The 17,200-nt window shown below is 38.8% G+C and carries 13 protein-coding genes; all 13 read right to left on the bottom strand.

Features of this window, described 5'->3' with window-relative positions:
* Nucleotides 1-6 precede the first annotated feature (6 nt).
* Nucleotides 7-1,032, bottom strand: a complete 1,026-nt coding sequence (gene yvcK / locus H3R29_RS06730; RefSeq protein ID WP_046324618.1) for a gluconeogenesis factor YvcK family protein — start codon at nucleotides 1,030-1,032, stop codon at nucleotides 7-9.
* A 5-nt stretch (nucleotides 1,033-1,037) separates the two neighbouring features.
* On the bottom strand, nucleotides 1,038-1,916 hold the full coding sequence (gene rapZ / locus H3R29_RS06725) for an RNase adapter RapZ (RefSeq protein ID WP_046324617.1): 879 nt from the start codon (nucleotides 1,914-1,916) through the stop codon (nucleotides 1,038-1,040).
* Nucleotides 1,917-2,011: 95 nt separating this feature from the next.
* Nucleotides 2,012-2,554 (bottom strand): HdeD family acid-resistance protein, encoded by a 543-nt coding sequence (locus H3R29_RS06720; RefSeq protein WP_122025857.1) that lies wholly within the window; start codon nucleotides 2,552-2,554, stop codon nucleotides 2,012-2,014.
* A 54-nt stretch (nucleotides 2,555-2,608) separates the two neighbouring features.
* Nucleotides 2,609-5,458, bottom strand: coding sequence for an excinuclease ABC subunit UvrA (uvrA, locus tag H3R29_RS06715; protein WP_198202859.1), 2,850 nt, complete (start codon nucleotides 5,456-5,458; stop codon nucleotides 2,609-2,611).
* A complete protein-coding gene (gene uvrB / locus H3R29_RS06710; protein WP_198202858.1) occupies nucleotides 5,448-7,490 on the bottom strand; it encodes an excinuclease ABC subunit UvrB in 2,043 nt (680 codons plus the stop codon). Before uvrB ends, uvrA begins: the two co-directional genes overlap by 11 nt.
* A 99-nt stretch (nucleotides 7,491-7,589) precedes the next feature.
* Nucleotides 7,590-9,314, bottom strand: a complete 1,725-nt coding sequence (locus tag H3R29_RS06705) for a phospho-sugar mutase (RefSeq protein ID WP_198202857.1) — start codon at nucleotides 9,312-9,314, stop codon at nucleotides 7,590-7,592.
* Nucleotides 9,315-9,440: 126 nt separating this feature from the next.
* A complete protein-coding gene (gene trxB, locus H3R29_RS06700; protein WP_198202856.1) occupies nucleotides 9,441-10,376 on the bottom strand; it encodes a thioredoxin-disulfide reductase in 936 nt (311 codons plus the stop codon).
* 58 nt (nucleotides 10,377-10,434) lie between these two features.
* Nucleotides 10,435-11,454, bottom strand: coding sequence for an NAD(P)H-dependent glycerol-3-phosphate dehydrogenase (locus H3R29_RS06695; protein WP_198202855.1), 1,020 nt, complete (start codon nucleotides 11,452-11,454; stop codon nucleotides 10,435-10,437).
* Nucleotides 11,455-11,482: 28 nt separating this feature from the next.
* Nucleotides 11,483-12,319 (bottom strand): prolipoprotein diacylglyceryl transferase, encoded by an 837-nt coding sequence (gene lgt, locus H3R29_RS06690; RefSeq protein WP_046324610.1) that lies wholly within the window; start codon nucleotides 12,317-12,319, stop codon nucleotides 11,483-11,485.
* Nucleotides 12,316-13,278 carry an HPr(Ser) kinase/phosphatase gene (gene hprK, locus H3R29_RS06685; RefSeq protein ID WP_110445862.1) on the bottom strand — a complete coding sequence of 321 codons (963 nt, stop codon included), beginning with the start codon at nucleotides 13,276-13,278 and terminating at the stop codon, nucleotides 12,316-12,318. The genes lgt and hprK overlap by 4 nt, the downstream gene beginning before the upstream one ends.
* Before the next feature lie 17 nt (nucleotides 13,279-13,295).
* Nucleotides 13,296-13,577, bottom strand: coding sequence for a hypothetical protein (locus H3R29_RS06680; RefSeq protein ID WP_046324608.1), 282 nt, complete (start codon nucleotides 13,575-13,577; stop codon nucleotides 13,296-13,298).
* An 8-nt stretch (nucleotides 13,578-13,585) separates the two neighbouring features.
* Nucleotides 13,586-14,702 (bottom strand): peptide chain release factor 2 gene (gene prfB, locus H3R29_RS06675; RefSeq protein WP_198202854.1). Its coding sequence is split into 2 segments (ribosomal slippage): nucleotides 13,586-14,629 and nucleotides 14,631-14,702, totalling 1,116 coding nucleotides; the frame shifts between segments, so codons are not numbered across the junction.
* Between the two features lie 80 nt (nucleotides 14,703-14,782).
* Nucleotides 14,783-17,182 carry a preprotein translocase subunit SecA gene (gene secA / locus H3R29_RS06670; RefSeq protein WP_198202853.1) on the bottom strand — a complete coding sequence of 800 codons (2,400 nt, stop codon included), beginning with the start codon at nucleotides 17,180-17,182 and terminating at the stop codon, nucleotides 14,783-14,785.
* Nucleotides 17,183-17,200 lie beyond the last annotated feature (18 nt).

Below are 17,200 nucleotides of genomic sequence, written 5' to 3'. Positions count from 1 at the left end.
TATTTGTTATTCCTTCCTGCGAGCCATTGCGGCAAATGCCAGGTTGATGATCTCTTTTGCTACCTTCTTACCGTCATGAAAAACCAATCCGCTACGCTGGTCAATAAAATCATCGGTAATCACCCGACAGCCCTGCTCGCGCAGTCCGTTAAAGTCTCTTTTCACCGGCTCAATATACGCATCGTAATCACTAGGATTAAACTTAGACATGTCAATTTTGGCACCATTAACTAAAGCAGTATTAATATAATGACCACCAAGATGTGCGTTAATTACTTTAACGTGATCACAGTCTGAAAAATGATCGGTTTCACCAAGCTGCGTCATAATATTGCAAATATATATTACTTCTGCACTAGTTTTCCTAACAGCTTCGCCTAAATTAGGTATCATCAGGTTAGGTAAGATTGAAGTAAACAAGCTTCCGGGTCCTAACACTACTGCATCAGCATTTTTAATAGCATTTAGCACTTTAGACACGGCTTTTGGTTCAGAATTTGAGTTTGTATTGGTAACCCAAACTCGTTTTATCCTCTTATCCTTATCAGTGATTTCCTTTTCTCCTGCTTGAATGGTCCCATCAACAAACTCAGCATTAAGTGTTAAGGGCTCGTTAGAGGCAGGATACACGTGTCCGTCTACGTGCATCATTTTAGACAAAGACTGGACAGCATCAAAAATATTGCCATGCATCTCATTCAAAGCAGCAATGATTAAGTTTCCGATAGCATGCCCTGAAAAAAATGAATCGGAGGAATCAAACCGATATTGAAAAATATCTTTTTCTTCCTGTGAAATTCCACTTAAAGAAACCAGCACATTGCGAATATCACCTGGTGGAACGACATTGATAAAGTTGCGAATTGATCCTGAAGAACCACCATCATCTGATACCGTCACAATGGCGGTTATTTCAGCTTCCTGTTCTTTAAGTGCATTCAAAACAACTGGCAACCCAGTTCCACCACCAATGACCACAATCTGTGGTCTTCTACTTCTAGTTACACGAATCACTTTTTCAGCATATGTCATGAAAATCACCTTTTTCTAGTGTAACGACTAATTTCGCGGTGCGTAATATCAACTGTATAGTCTTCAGCCAAGTCCTGTGCCAATTGCTGTGCAATTGCAACGCTGCGATGCTGACCACCCGTACACCCAATTGCAATAGTTAATTTGCTTTTGCCTTCATTAATGTACCCCGGCAAAGCAACTTTTAATAAGTCTAAAAATTTTTGATAAAAAGTCTGGGTTTGTTTTTTATCCATTACATAATTAAAAACCCGTTTATCGAGTCCCGTAAATGGCCTTAATTCAGGTATATAAAATGGGTTAGGCAAAAACCTGACATCCATCACAATATCTGCATCAATTGGCATACCGTATTTGAAGCCGAAAGATAATACTTCAATGGAAAATGGCTGTTTATGCTGTTTACTAAATCTATTAATCAGCTCCTGCTTTAGTTCCTTAGGTGACAAATTAGAGGTATCTATAATGTCATTAGCTCGATTCTTTATACCTGTTAAAATTCGTCTTTCTTCTAAAATACCGTCAAGCAAGCGGCCATTGCTTGCCAATGGTGGCACACGCCTTGTCTCTTTGTAACGGGCTACTAAAGTGTTATCGGAAGCATCCAGAAATACAATTCTAGTTTGAGCGTTGCCATTATCTTCAAGCGAATTGATCTCATTATCTAAGTCTTTATAAAACCGTCTAACTCGTAAATCAATTACCACTGCTACTTTAGTAAAATCATCCGACCTGACAATTAATTCCCAAAAACTAGGTAAAAGCGATGGAGGCAAATTATCAACTATAAAATAGCCCATATCTTCCAAAGCATGAGAAGCCACGGTTTTGCCCGCACCACTCATTCCTGTAATAATCAGTAGTTGCTTTTTGTGCTCAGCCATTTTCAAACTACCCCCCCTATTAATAAAATTATACCATACCAGGTTTTTCCTAACTTTTTTGAGTAAAAAAAAAGTTCTAATGAACTTTTTATTTATTAGCGATTAACAAAAGCTGCAATAATTTGATTAATTCCAAAAATCAATAACCAGAATGACACTAACCAAATTAGTGTTAAGGCAGATAATGCCGGATTAAACATCAGGCTGATTGCTATCAATAATCCTAGTATATTTAATATTAGGTTTAGCCAAAAGAAGAAATTAGAAATTCTTCTCATCTGCCATGAAAAAACTATACCGGTAATCGAATCAAATAAGAACCAAAAAGCAAAAAGGTAGGCAATTGTTAATCCAGCAGCGTCGTATGAGTAAAGAAACAAAATTCCAACGATAATGTCCAGTACCCCTGAAACAATTGACCACCAGCTAGAAGGGATAAAATACCGAAAACGGCTGTAAAATACCAGCCAAACAAATCCCTGGACAATAGAGACAATAGCGAACAGCAAGACAAATGCGTGTAGTGCTTTACCAGGGTGCCGCAATAGAAATAACCCGGCAATTACCATTAAAATACCAGAAATAAATGCGGCCCAATTAAAACCACGATTTTGTCCGTAACTAGAAAAATTATCCATTTTTATTCCTCCTTGCGCTATATTTTACACTTTCTCACAAACAATTAATACTATTTAATTACTTTTTGCGCTAGCCTTTTTTGTTAGTGACGTGTCACGCATAAGAACTGGCTTTAAATACTGACCGGTATAACTTTCCTTAACTTGTGCTACCTGCTCTGGTGTGCCAGTGGCAACTATTTGGCCACCACCTTCTCCTCCTTCAGGACCCAGATCAATTAACCAATCAGCATTTTTAATCACATCCAAATTGTGTTCGATTATCAAAACTGTATTGCCTTGATCAACGAGTCTTTGCAATACTTCCAGTAAACGCTTGATATCATCTGTATGCAAACCAGTTGTTGGCTCATCTAAAATGTAAAAGTTCTTACCTGTTGATAACTTCTGCAACTCCGCAGCAAGCTTCATCCTTTGCGCTTCACCACCAGATAAGGTAGTAGCAGACTGACCTAGTTTGACATAACCTAAACCGACATCCACAATTGTTTGTAATTTGCGCGCAATTTTAGGAATATTTTTAAAGAACAAGCAAGCCTCACTAATTGTCATATCTAAAACCTGTGCAATATTTTTCTTGCGATAGGTTACTTCGAGAGTTTCAGAATTATAACGACTGCCATGACAAACTTCGCACGGAACATAGACGTCCGGTAAAAAGTTCATTTCTATTTTAATAATGCCATCGCCATGGCAGGCTTCACAACGGCCGCCTTTAACATTAAAGGAAAAGCGCGCCTTAGTGTAACCACGGAGTTTGGCTTCATTTGTTTGGGCAAATAAAGCTCTAATATCATCAAAAACACTGGTATAAGTAGCGGGATTACTTCGAGGAGTACGGCCGATCGGACTTTGATCAATATCAATGATCTTTTCAATGTTTTGGTAGCCACTGATAGTTTTATATTTGCCAGGTTTAGTTTGATTTCGATTCAATTTTTGTGCTAAAGCACGTTTTAATATCATATTTACCAAGGTTGATTTACCTGAACCTGAAACCCCAGTAACCACAATTAATTTACCTAAAGGAAATTCAACCTTTAAATTTTTGAGATTATTTTCAGCTGCACCGGTAATTGTAATTTTTTTACCATTACCTTTACGCCTTTTTAACGGAACAGGTACAAACTTTTTACCTGCCATATATTGTCCAGTTAGAGATTTTTCATTCTGTTCAACTTCTTCAGGCGTACCGGCAGCCATGACTTCACCGCCATAAGTCCCAGCACCCGGACCCATATCGATCAGGTAATCGGCTTGTCTCATAGTCTCGTCATCATGTTCAACTACAATTAAGGAATTACCTAAATCACGCATGCGCTTTAAAGCAGCTATCAGCCGGTCATTATCACGCTGATGTAAACCAATTGACGGCTCATCCAAAACATACATGACCCCAGAAAGATTAGAACCAATTTGGGTCGCAAGTCGGATTCTCTGAGCTTCCCCACCAGATAAAGTATTAGCAGAACGTGACAAGGTCAAATAATCTAGGCCCACACTATTTAAGAAAGTGAGCCTGTCACGCACCTCCTTTAGTATTGGCTTAGCAATGACAGATTCCTGCTCATCAAGTTTGATATTATTGAAAAATTTAAGGGCATGACTGATTGCCAAATCCGATGCCTCAGCGATATCCTTGCCATTAACTTTAACCGCTAATGCTTTACGATTTAATCTTTTACCATGACAAGTTGAGCAAGTAAGTTCTGTCATATATTTACCCATCACATCACGCATGAATTTGGACATCGGATGATAATAACGTCTTTCAACATTCTCCATAGCGCCTTCAAAAGGCGCTGTCGTATCATTAACTCCGAAATCACCGGTAACATGAAACTTAATTTTTTTAGTTGAGCCGTGTAAAATTGTCTCTTTTTGCTTCTTAGTCAACTTAGAAAATGGTTTATCAAGCGGAATTTTCAAAGCCGTACAGGCCTGTTCAAGCATTTCCCCGTAGTACTTGGAATTTTTCCAAGGTGCAACTGCTCCTTCGGCTAAAGTTTTGCTTTGATCCGGAACAACCAAGTCCTCATCAACTGATAACTTAACGCCTAAGCCGTCACAATCAGGACAAGCACCAAACGGTGCATTAAAAGAGAAAAGCCGTGGTTCCATTTCTCCTACAGTAAAACCGCATTTAGGACAAGCATAGTATTCTGAAAAGTTGATCGTTTCTGCGCCGATAACATCAACATTCATATAGCCGTCCGATAAGCGCAGAGCTGCCTCCACGGAATCAAAAAGGCGTGACCGAATACCTTCTTTAACAATCAAACGGTCAACCACGATATCAATTGAATGGCGCTTATTTTTTTCTAAATCAAATTTTTCACCAATTTCATGCATATCGCCATCAACAATAACACGCACATAGCCTGCTCTTTGTACCCGTTTAAAGACTTCTTTATGTGCACCTCTTTTAGCTCTAATTACTGGTGCCAAAATTTGAATACGGCTACGTTCAGGCAAAGCCAAAATGCGGTTAACCATTTGCTCAACCGACTGTCTTTCAATTAAAGTACCATCGTTAGGACAAACTGGGTGTCCAACTCGAGCCCACAAAAGTCTGAGATAATCATTTATTTCAGTAACTGTGCCCACAGTTGATCTGGGATTATGCGATGTCGTTTTTTGATCAATTGAGATTGCTGGATTTAAGCCATCGATTGAATCAACATCTGGCTTATCCATTTGTCCTAAAAATTGGCGCGCATAGCTTGACAGTGATTGGACATATCTTCTACGCCCTTCGGCATACAAAGTATCAAAAGCCAAAGAACTTTTGCCAGAACCCGACAGGCCGGTAATAACAACTAATTTATCCTTAGGTATTGACAGGTTAATGTCTTTTAAATTGTGTTCACGCGCACCCCGAATAACAATTTTATCATTTACCATTTAATGCTTTCCCTTTTTTCTTAATTGGACTTCTAGTTGAACTTTCCAGTTCCATGATAGCATCCCGCAAGGTTGCAGCGCCTTCGAAATCAAGCTTCTTAGCAGCTTCCTGCATTTGCTTGCGCAAGTCTTTAATCATGGTTCTCTTTTGTTTAACGGTTAATTCGTCAAAATTCAAATCAGCAAAACTATCAGTTTGCGTATCTTCATCAGCCACTTTTGTGGCAGAAATAACATCCCTGATCGGTTTAACAATAGTTTTTGGTTTCATACCATGTTCTTCATTAAACTTAATCTGTAATTTACGTCTTCTCTGCGTTGCATCAATAGCTTCCCGCATTGAGTCTGTGATTGTATCGGCATACATAATTACAGCCCCATCTGCGTTTCTGGAAGCACGCCCCATTGTTTGCACTAGCGGCCGGTATGCACGTAGAAAGCCTTCCTTATCAGCATCAAGAATTGCGACCAGTGAAACTTCCGGTACATCAATACCCTCACGCAATAAGTTAATACCAATTAAAACGTCATACTTGCCAGTACGCAAGTCACGCAATATTTGCATCCGTTCCAGTGTCTTCACGTCAGAGTGTAAATATTGCACTTTAATCCCGAGATCTTTCAAATAATCTGTTAAGTCCTCAGCCATTTTTTTCGTTAATGTAGTAACGAAAACACGTTCATTCTTCTCAATGCGCTTGTTAATTTCAGCAACTAGATCATCAATTTGACCCTCAACCGGTTTAACCTCAATTTTAGGATCAAGCAAACCAGTTGGTCTGATGATTTGTTCGACCTTATGATTTGTCCGTTCGAGCTCATAATCTCCCGGCGTGGCCGAAACATATAATATTTGGTTAACGTGTTTTTCAAATTCTGCCAGTTTCAAGGGTCTGTTGTCAAGCGCTGAAGGTAAGCGAAAGCCATAATCAATCAAAGTCTTTTTACGATTACGGTCACCGTTATACATTGCCCTAATTTCCGGCATAGTGGCGTGAGACTCATCAATTAGAATGAGAAAATCATCGGGGAAGAAGTCAAGTAAAGTATATGGTGGTTCTCCTTCTTTTCTTCCTTCCATATGGCGAGAATAGTTTTCAATACCATTGGTATAGCCAACTTCACCCATCATTTCCATATCAAAAGTGGTCCGTTGCTTAATACGTTCAGCTTCCAGCAACTTTCCCTCGCCTTCAAACTTTTTCACTTGAATTTTCATTTCTTGTGAAATGGCCTTAAGAGCCCGTCTCATTTGCTCTTCATTGGTCATGAAGTGCGTTGCTGGGAAAAGTGAAATACTCTCTCTTTCACCAATAACTTCACCAGTTAAGGCATCAACTTCTACAATTCTGTCAATTTCATCACCGAAAAATTCAATCCGATAAGCGTGGTTAGAGTTGCCTGCAGGAAAAACTTCTACAACATCTCCACGAACGCGAAAACGACCACGTTGAAAGTCAATATCATTGCGGTCATATTGAATATTGACTAGATCACGCAGTAAAGTGTTTCTGTTGTATTCTTCACCCTCATGAACCGTAATCACACTCGCAGCATATTCTTTCGGGTCACCTAAGCCGTAAATGCATGAAACTGACGCTACGACAATAACATCGTTACGTTCCATTAAGTCGCTGGTAGCTTGGTGACGCAACTGGTCAATTTCATCATTAATTGCTGAGTCCTTTTCAATATATGTGTCTGATTGCGGCACATATGCTTCAGGTTGGTAATAATCATAGTATGACACAAAATAGTCAACGGCATTATGTGGGAAAAACTCTTTAAATTCTCCGTATAGCTGTCCCACCAAAGTCTTATTATGCGAAATGACTAAAGTGGGTTTATTTAACTTAGCAATAATATTGGCCATAGTGAAAGTTTTACCAGTACCGGTAGCACCTTCCAAAATCTGTTCTTTATACCCTTTTTTAAAGCCAGCAGCCAATTTATCAATGGCTTGTTGCTGATCGCCTGCTGGATTAAATTTAGAAACGAGTTCAAATTTACGTTCTTCTTGTCGTTTAATCATCGAAAGACTCCTCGTAGAAAAAGTTGGACAAAATTGCCCAACTCTTATTTGACTTATTATATTTTACTCTCTCGAACGTATTTTCGCATCCTTTTTGTCTTATTTTAACAGTTTTGCCAAAGCATTTTGATAACTTTCAGCCGCCGCGTGAGCAGTTGCAATATCGGGCTTATTAACTCCGACGTAGGCTTTAATTACTGGTTCTGTACCAGATGGTCTTAAGGCCAGCCAAGTTTCATCTGCTAAATAATATTTTAATACATTGGATTTAGGTAGCCCTGCTAATGGTTGAACACCATTCTCGGTAATTTCTTGCTGCTTTAAAAAGTCTTGGATTTTGTTAACCTTAACCCCATTTATTTCTTCCAAATGTTCTGAGCGCAACTTTGCCATCAAAAGCGCCATTTTCTTTTGGCCACCGATGCCTGGCATTTCAACAGCTTTGGTTATTTCGTATGAAGTGCCATATTTTTGCCAAATTTCATTGAGTCCATCTAGTACAGTCATGTTGCGCGAAGCATAATAAGAAGCTACTTCAGCAAACATTAGTGCACCCTGCATAGCGTCTTTATCCCGCGCAAAAGGCTTAAAAAGATAGCCGTAGCTTTCTTCAAAGCCCATCAAGAATTTGCCATCATGCATCTTACTCATGCGATCGATTTCTTCGCCAATAAACTTGAAACCGGTCAAAACATACTTGGTTTTAATACCAAAATCTTGGGCAATTTTAAACGGCATGCTACTGGAAACTACCGAGGTAATTAATTCATAATCGCTGGCTAATTGACCATTATTTTTTAAATTAACAAGCAAATAATAAATCATCAGCGTGGCAATTTGGTTACCAGTTAGTACCTGAAAATCACCGTTTTTAGTACGCACGCATGCACCCATTCGATCAGCATCAGGATCCGTGGCAATGATTAAGTCTGCCTGTTTTTCATTTGCTAATTTTATTCCCGGATCAAAAACATCACGGTATTCCGGATTTGGTTTTTTAGTTGTTGGAAATTCCGGATCAATGATTGCCTGGCTGGGAACCGGAATTACATTAGTAAAACCTCCTTGCCTGAATGCGCGATCATAAATCATTTTACCTGTACCATGCAATGGGGTATAAATAATGGTTAATTTGTCGGCATTTTGCCGGATAAGGTCGGGGTTAACATTTACCGTTTTTAATGCTGCTAAATAAGCTTCATCGATGTCTTCACCAATCAGCTGTAAAGTTTTTCGTGCACGGAGTTGCACTACTGGCGCTGCTTGAACGTTAAAAATATCTGTTACTCTTTGAGAATACTCAAAAACCCGCTCTGCATCTTCAGGACCCATTTGGGCGCCATCGGCACCATAAACCTTGTAACCATTATATTGTTTGGCATTATGAGAAGCAGTAATATTAATTCCGGCTGCAGCGTGTAAGTACCTAACAGCAAATGATAATTCAGGTGTTGGTCTTAAATCATCAAACAGATAAACATGGATATTATGGCTTCCTAAAATTCTCGCCGCATGTTCCGCAAATTCACGAGAGTGATAACGTGAATCAAAGGAAATTACTACCCCATTATTTTGAGCTTGCTCACCCTTTTCATCTATCAACCGAGCTAAGCCCTCTGTTACACGGCCAACAGTGTACAAATTGATGCGATTAGTTCCCGGCTCCAGTCTGCCCCTCATGCCGGCTGTACCGAAATTAATATCTTGCCCAAACGCATCTTCAACCCAATTTGGATTTTGACCAAGTTCAGACAGTTGATCTTTTAAATAATCGGGCAAATTTTGTGTCTGTTGCCATTTTTGAAATGTTTCTCTTGCTTTCATTTCAGTAATGTTCCTCTTTTTCTAGCATTTAATTCGTTTTCATAAATTATATTCTAGCATTTATCACTATTGCTATCTGTAAAAATAAAAAAAGAATTCATTTAAGCTGAATTCTTTTTGTAATCCTTATATTTTCCGATCATTTAAATCTTGCAAATAATTGTATGCCTGTTGGCCAGCAATACTGCCGTCACCAACTGCATTAGCAATTTGGCGTAAGTCTTTTGCCCTTACATCACCCAGGGCAAAAATACCATCAACCTTAGTTCTCATATGCTCATCCGTTGGAATCCAACCATTCTCATCAGTTACGCCCAAATCTTTAAAAGGTGCAGTTTGAGGAATAACGCCAACGTAGATAAAAACACCGCGAGTCTTTAAGTGTTTTTCTTCACCGGTCTCTTTATCTTTATAGGTTACGCCAGTCACCTTATTGCCGTCACCATCAATAGATTGAGTTAAGCCATTCCAAATAAAATGCATTTTTGAGTTAGCAAAAGCACGTTTTTGCAGAGTTGGTTGAGCGCGTAGTTGATCGCGCCGGTGAATAACCGTAACCGACTTAGCACTTTGAGCCAAGTAAATTCCTTCTTCAATAGCTGAATCGCCGCCACCGATAACCGCAATATCTTCATCTTTAAAAAAGGCAGCATCACAAACAGCGCAATAAGAAACACCCTTACCGGAATATTCATCTTCACCAGGAACACCTAAATGACGATGATCCGCTCCGGTAGCAATAATTAAGGCAGGTGCACTGTACTCGCCAGTATCTGTTTTAACTATTTTTAGGTCACCAGCGGTGGTTACTGTTTGAACATCACCATATTCAAATTTGGCACCAAACTTCATAACAGAATTGTACATTTTTTCGCCCAACTCTGGTCCTTTAATTTCACTAAAGCCGGGATAGTTATCAATTGCATCGGTGTTATTCATTTGCCCACCATACAAACCACGATCAAGCATTAACACTGAAAGGTTTGCACGAGAAGCATAAAGAGCAGCAGTTAAGCCACCAGGTCCTGCTCCGATAATGATTACGTCATATTTTTCCGTCATAGTTTTACCCCCAGTACTTTCTTATTTTTCGTAAGTAAATATTACAACGATTTGCATGTTAAAGTCTAATCTCCTGTTTAGGACTTCTACCCATCATCTGGGTAATTTCATCATCTACATTAGAATTTTGGTATAAAACGCGGTAGATAGCTTCACTAATTGGCATATCAATATGCTTTTCTGCGCATAATTCGTGCACAGCCTTTACTGTTGTGGCACCTTCAACAACCTGACCCATATTTTGCAAGACATAGTCAAGACTCTTGCCCTCACCTAATTGCTTACCACAGCGCCAATTACGAGAATTGACTGATGTACAAGTAACAATTAAATCACCTATTCCTGCAAGACCACTAAAAGTCATTGGGTCGGCACCAAAATAATTAACTCCTAGGCGTGTAATCTCTGCTAAACCTCGGGTCATTAAAGCCGCCTTAGCATCGTCACCATAGTGCTTACCAACTAAAATCCCAGCCGCGATTGCAATAACATTTTTAACCGCACCAGCTACTTCGACACCAATCAAGTCGCTATTGGTATATAAACGGAAATAGTCATTTGAAAATAACCGCTGCACTTTTTGTGCATTTTCCATGCTACTTGAAGCACATGAAATGGCAGTCAAATCTTTTTGAGCAACACTTTCAGCATGGCTCGGTCCTGAAATAGCTACAATTTTATCCTCATCATCCGGATAGATTTCTTCAGTTAAAATATCCGATATCAGTTTTTTGGAACCCGGTTCAATACCTTTCGTAGCAGTGACTATAAGCGGCTTTGAATTAGTTTGTCTTAAAATTTTACTTACATTCTGAGCAACACTGCGAATAGCTTGAGTAGGTAAAACAAATAATACAATTTCGGCTTCCGTTAAAGCTTCATTTAAGTCACCTGTCGCAACAGCCGTTTTATTTACCTGCCAGTTTTTCATGTAGTGCTCATTGGTATGATTCTGGTTAATTTCGTCATTAACTTTTTCGTTATTACCATACAGAACGATATTATATCCTTTATCAGCAAGCATTGATCCTAAAACCGTACCCCATGAACCTGCTCCTAAAACTGCAATTTTTGTCATTTTTTACTCTCTTTCACTAAAATAATTATTAATCTCGACTATAAGGGTATTTCAAGCCACTGCCGTCTAAATACCATTTGGGTTTAACAATTCGCCTGCGATAAATAAATAATACTATAACCACTATCAGCAATATTACACTAAGCATTTGCGAAACCCGAATCGATCCCCAAAGGTAAAGACTATCTGTCCGCATGCCTTCTACGAAAAAACGTACGACAGAATACCATGCCAAATAGAGCATAAATATTTCGCCTTGTTTAAACAGATGCTTTCTGTGTCTTAATAACAATATTATCAGTAAACCAATCAAATTAAAAAAAGATTCATATAGAAAAGTTGGCTGATAGTATACTCCACCGATTTTCATCTGATTAATAATAAAATCAGGTAAGTGTAAGCTTTGTAAAAACGCCAAGGTTGTGGGCCCACCATGAGCTTCTTGATTAATAAAATTACCCCAGCGGCCTAATATTTGAGCAGCCATTACTCCTGGCGTAATGATGTCCAGCATCAGAAATGGTGGCAACATTCTCTTATAACAAAATACCAGTAAAACTGCCAATCCGGCCAGTAAGCCGCCATAGATAGCTATGCCACCATTCCAAATAGCAATTATCTCGTCAAGATGCTGAGAATAATAATTCCATTCAAAAATAACATAGTAAATGCGTGCACCCACATATCCAAGAGGAACAGCCCATAACAGCAAATCCATGAAGTCATCACTTTCAATTTGACGTTTACGTCCTTCAAAGATTGCCATTGAGACAGCTAAAATAATTGCGACAGCCATAATAATGCCATACCACTTGACACTTAGGTTTCCTAATTTAAATGCTACAGGATTGATGGTCAATATCATTTATTCTTATCCTTTGCTGTGTCTGCTTGAGAGTTTTTCTTAATTAATTTCGTTAAATTACTGTCAAAAGTTTTGGTAGCATTATAGCCGCTTCTCTTGGCACGGAAATTCATAGTTGCAATTTCAATAATATCTTCCATGTTACGACCGACTTTAACAGGAATAGTGATTTGGGGAACTTCAACATTACAAATATCTCGTTTGCTTTCCTCAAAACCTAAACGATCATAATTAGCTTTCTTATCCCAATTGACAAGTTTGATAACCAGCTGGATGCTTTCACGGTTTTTAACAGCTCCAACACCGAACAGATCCATAACATCAATGATACCAATACCACGAATTTCCATTAGGTGTTTTAATATTTCCGGAGCTTCACCCATCACGGTTTCCACATCTTTTTGATAAACATCAACTCGATCATCAGCTATTAAACGGTGACCACGATGAATTAAGCCTAAAGCAGTTTCAGATTTCCCAACACCTGAATCACCAGTCAGTAACACGCCCATACCTTTAACTTCAACTAAGACGCCGTGAATCGTATCACGGACAGCTAGTCGCTCTCTTAAATATTCCGTCAAAATACTGGAAACATAGGTAGTTGACTCTGGTGAAGAAAGAATAGGAATCTCCGCCTCATCAGCAGCTTGAGCTAGTTCCGGTGGTATTCGCAGAGAACGCGATACAAAAAAGCAGGGCGTATCAGGAGTACAAAGTTTTTTAAAAACCTGTACTAAACTATCGTGGTCTAGTCTAGCGGCATAAGAAATTTCTGTACGCCCAAGTAACTGAATACGCTGGCGGGGGTAAAAGTCAAAGTAGCCTGTTAACTCCAGTCCTGGTCTATAAATATCAGATACAACAATCTCCTTATTATTGATATATTGTTTTCCCTGCACAACATGAACAATTTTATTATCACGAATTAAATTTCTTAATTTAACAGCGTTTGTCATTTCAAAATGCCCCTTTATTATTTGTCGACATCTTTGGTTTTAGCATCGCGTACTTTTTTCCGTTTTGGTTTAGTTTGATTATTTTCATTCCAATTGTCCCAGCTATAAGAACCAGAATTAAGATCAGAGTGTCCAGCATTATTATCATCATTTTTGGTAAAATGATTGATTAACCAGATAATACCAATAATTACTAAGGCTGCCGGTAATATCATGAAAAAGATGTGAAATATGGCAAAAATAATACTTAAAATAACAACTGCCAATAATACTAAACCAACAATTCCCCAAAAACTCATCTAATCACCTACTCTGGATTTTCCTGGCTCAAAAGCCATTGTAAATATGCATAAACAAACGGTTGCAGCTTGCCATCCATTACACCACTTGTATCGGAAGTTTCATAGCCTGTGCGCAGATCCTTAACCAAATTATAAGGATGAAAAACATAAGATCTAATTTGTGAGCCCCAACCAATTTCTTTTTGATCACCTTTAAGCTCCTGCTTATGTTTACGTTTCTTTTCTTCCTCTAAGTGAAATAATTTTGCTCGCAGTTCATTCATTGCGGTTTCCCGATTCTGCAACTGTGAACGCTGCGCCTGAGACGTAGTTACGATTCCTGTCGGTAAATGAGTGATTCTGACAGCGCTTGATGTTTTATTAATATGCTGACCGCCTGCACCACTCGACCGGTAAACGTCAACACGGAGATCTTTAGGATCGATATCCACCTTTATACTCTCATCAATTTCCGGAATAACTTCAACCGAAGCAAAAGATGTATGTCTCCTCTTGGCCGAATCGAAGGGAGAAATTCTCACCAAACGGTGAACACCATTTTCCGATTTCATCAGGCCGTAGGCATTTTTACCAGTAATCTTGGCACTAACGCTTTTAAGACCAGCTTCTTCTCCAGGTTCATAATTACTAATTTCAAATTTAAAGCCGCGAATATCGGCATATCTCTGGTACATCCGCAAGAGCATTTGGCCCCAGTCCATCGCCTCAGTGCCACCTGCTCCCGGATGAATTTCAATCAACGCATTGTGATCATCATATTTGCCAGATAAGAGTAAATCTAGCTCATAATCATGAAACTCAGTTTGCAATTTTTGCAGATCGGTTTCAACTTCTTTTTGTAAATCTTGATCTGCTTCTTCACGCAGTAATTCTAGTGCTGTTATTTCATTTTGATAATCCTTTTCCAACTTGACAAAAGAATCACGTTTTTCTTTCAACACATTTGTCTCACTAATCAAACCTTGTGCTTTTTCCTGATCATCCCAAAAAGTCGGATCTTGCATCTTATTTTCATTAACAATGATACTTTCGTCTATTGAATCTAAGTCAAAGAGACCCCCTAAAGTGGTCTAACCGCTTTTTCAAACTATCCAATTCATTTTGAATGTCACTTATTTCCATATTTTACAATAGCTCCTTTATTTTTAATAAAATTTCAGTAAAAAAGAGAAAGCAGCTGCTTTCTCCTCCCATCTTAACTATTAACGACTAAGATTTTGTCTAATTTCAGCTTTCATAAATAAACGAGTCACGTCAAATTCAATATTTGATACCATTTCTTCAAACATGTTGTAGCCAGAATCCTGGTATTCTACCAGCGGATTAAGTTGACCGTAGCCACGTAAACTGATTGATTGCCGTAATTGGTCCATAGCATCTATATGATCAGTCCAGCGATCGTCAACTACCCGCAAGATAACTACTTTTTCAAATTCAAGCATTTCTGAAGGATCAGCCAAAATCGCTTCTTTTTCTTCATAGTTGGCTTCAACGATATCATACAGCTTTTGCTTTAAGTCAGGAACCGTAATTGTCTTGAAGTCAATTGCATCAGTTTCTTCTTCGTTCGTCAAACTTGAAGAAATGAAGTCACGCAGTGAATCAAGCCGCCATTTACTACGATCACCCTGTGTAAACATATCAACTTGACTATTAATAGTACGGCGAATCATTGGGATTAAAACATCCTTAAGTGACTTTTCTTCACCAATAACCTGCATCCGTTCACCATAAATAATCTCACGTTGTATACGCATAACATCATCATACTGCAATGTTTGCTTACGGGTATCATAGTTATTACCTTCAACACGTTTTTGAGCAGACTCAACTTGTCTAGTGATCAAGCGACTCTCAATTACCTTGTCATCATCATTGTCAGACAAACGGTCAAGGAAGTCTTTGACTCTATCGCCACCAAAGCGTTTCATCAAATCATCTTCAAGTGAGAGATAGAAACGAGTAACACCAGGGTCACCTTGACGACCTGAACGTCCACGGAGTTGGTTATCAATTCTACGAGACTCATGACGTTCAGTACCTATAACAGAAAGGCCACCTAGTTCTTTCACACCTGGCCCTAATTTAATGTCGGTACCACGGCCAGCCATGTTGGTCGCAATAGTGACCGCACCGCGTTGACCGGCGTTCATGATAATCTGAGCTTCCTTAGCATGGTTTTTAGCATTCAAAACGGCGTGAGGAATTCCTTCTTTGTCAAGTAACTTACTCAGTCTTTCAGAACTTTCAACCGCAACGGTACCAACTAATACCGGTTGACCCTTTGAGTGCCGTTCTTTAATTTCATTAACTACTGCCGTAAACTTGGATGACAAAGTAGGATAAAGAATATCCGGATTATCTATCCTGATCAAAGGACGGTTAGTCGGGATAGTAATTACCTGCATGTTGTAAATTTCACGGAATTCTTCTTCTTCAGTTTTAGCAGTACCTGTCATACCGGCAAGTTTTTTATACATTCTAAAGAAGTTCTGGTAAGTAATTGTCGCCTGCGTCTTGGATTCTTCTTGAATCTTAACGCCTTCTTTAGCTTCAATAGCCTGGTGCAGGCCATCAGAATAGCGCCGTCCCTGCATAACACGACCAGTGAAAGAATCAACGATCAGGACTTCACCGTTTTGCACAACATAATCGATGTCTTTAAGCATAATGTAATTTGCTCTTAAAGCCTGATCAAGGTGATGCACTAATTTCTGATTTTCAACGTCATACAAGTTTTTAAGGCCAAAATGATCACAAGCTTTTTGAATACCAGTTCTAGTTAAAGAAATAGTCTTAGTTGGCCAGTCAATTTTGTAATCACCATAGTCCTTATCATCATCCGCATCATCATCACTTTTGTCTTCTTTAAGAGTTTTAACAAAGCGATCAGCACGAATATAGTCACCATTAGCTTGTTCTGCCTCGCCAGAAATAATTAATGGAGTTCTGGCCTCATCAATTAAAATTGAGTCAACCTCATCGATAATAGCATAGTTAAGTTCACGTTGAACCATTTGCTCCTTGTAAACGACCATATTATCACGTAGATAATCAAAGCCTAGTTCTGAGTTAGTGGAATAAGTAACATCACAATTATATGCTTCACGCTTTTCATCAGGAGACATAGCATTCAAATTAAGACCAACGGTTAAGCCTAACCATTTGTACAACTGGCCCATTTCTTCGGCATCACGACTGGACAGGTATTCGTTAACGGTAACAACGTGAACGCCTTTTCCTGTTAGTGCATTCAGATAAACAGGCATAGTCGCAGTTAAGGTCTTACCTTCACCAGTCATCATTTCGGCAATGTTACCGTAGTGCAGCGCAATACCACCTAATACTTGAACATGAAATGGGTATAGGCCTAAAACTCTTTTAGCTCCTTCACGAGAAACTGCAAAAGCTTCCGGCAAGAGCGAATCTAAGCTTTCACCATTTTTCAATCTATCACGAAATTCAGGTGTTTTTGCCTGTAATTCTTCGTCTGAAAGCCGACTGTATTCGTCTGCATGACTTTCAACTTTATCTGCAATTTTTTCAAATTTTTTCAGTTCTCTTTTATCGTTATTGTATAGTTTCTTTAAAATGTTTACCATTTAATCGATCCTTATATG

Origin of the sequence: Lactobacillus sp. M0393 (genome assembly GCF_016102025.1) — a bacterium.
Classification (GTDB): Bacteria; Bacillota; Bacilli; order Lactobacillales; family Lactobacillaceae; genus Lactobacillus; species Lactobacillus melliventris.
Note: the sequence above shows the minus strand (reverse complement) of the source record. Positions and strands in the feature narration are given on the sequence as shown.

Coding starts and splice junctions, on each gene's coding strand:
- trxB (WP_198202856.1), bottom strand. CDS start 10,376: ATGACGGAAAAATATGACGTAATCATTATCGGAGCAGGACCTGGTGGC.
- H3R29_RS06680 (WP_046324608.1), bottom strand. CDS start 13,577: ATGAGTTTTTGGGGAATTGTTGGTTTAGTATTATTGGCAGTTGTTATT.
- H3R29_RS06720 (WP_122025857.1), bottom strand. CDS start 2,554: ATGGATAATTTTTCTAGTTACGGACAAAATCGTGGTTTTAATTGGGCC.
- secA (WP_198202853.1), bottom strand. CDS start 17,182: ATGGTAAACATTTTAAAGAAACTATACAATAACGATAAAAGAGAACTG.
- rapZ (WP_046324617.1), bottom strand. CDS start 1,916: ATGGCTGAGCACAAAAAGCAACTACTGATTATTACAGGAATGAGTGGT.
- H3R29_RS06695 (WP_198202855.1), bottom strand. CDS start 11,454: ATGACAAAAATTGCAGTTTTAGGAGCAGGTTCATGGGGTACGGTTTTA.
- uvrA (WP_198202859.1), bottom strand. CDS start 5,458: ATGGTAAATGATAAAATTGTTATTCGGGGTGCGCGTGAACACAATTTA.
- hprK (WP_110445862.1), bottom strand. CDS start 13,278: ATGACAAACGCTGTTAAATTAAGAAATTTAATTCGTGATAATAAAATT.
- H3R29_RS06705 (WP_198202857.1), bottom strand. CDS start 9,314: ATGAAAGCAAGAGAAACATTTCAAAAATGGCAACAGACACAAAATTTG.
- uvrB (WP_198202858.1), bottom strand. CDS start 7,490: ATGATTAAACGACAAGAAGAACGTAAATTTGAACTCGTTTCTAAATTT.
- yvcK (WP_046324618.1), bottom strand. CDS start 1,032: ATGACATATGCTGAAAAAGTGATTCGTGTAACTAGAAGTAGAAGACCA.
- lgt (WP_046324610.1), bottom strand. CDS start 12,319: ATGATATTGACCATCAATCCTGTAGCATTTAAATTAGGAAACCTAAGT.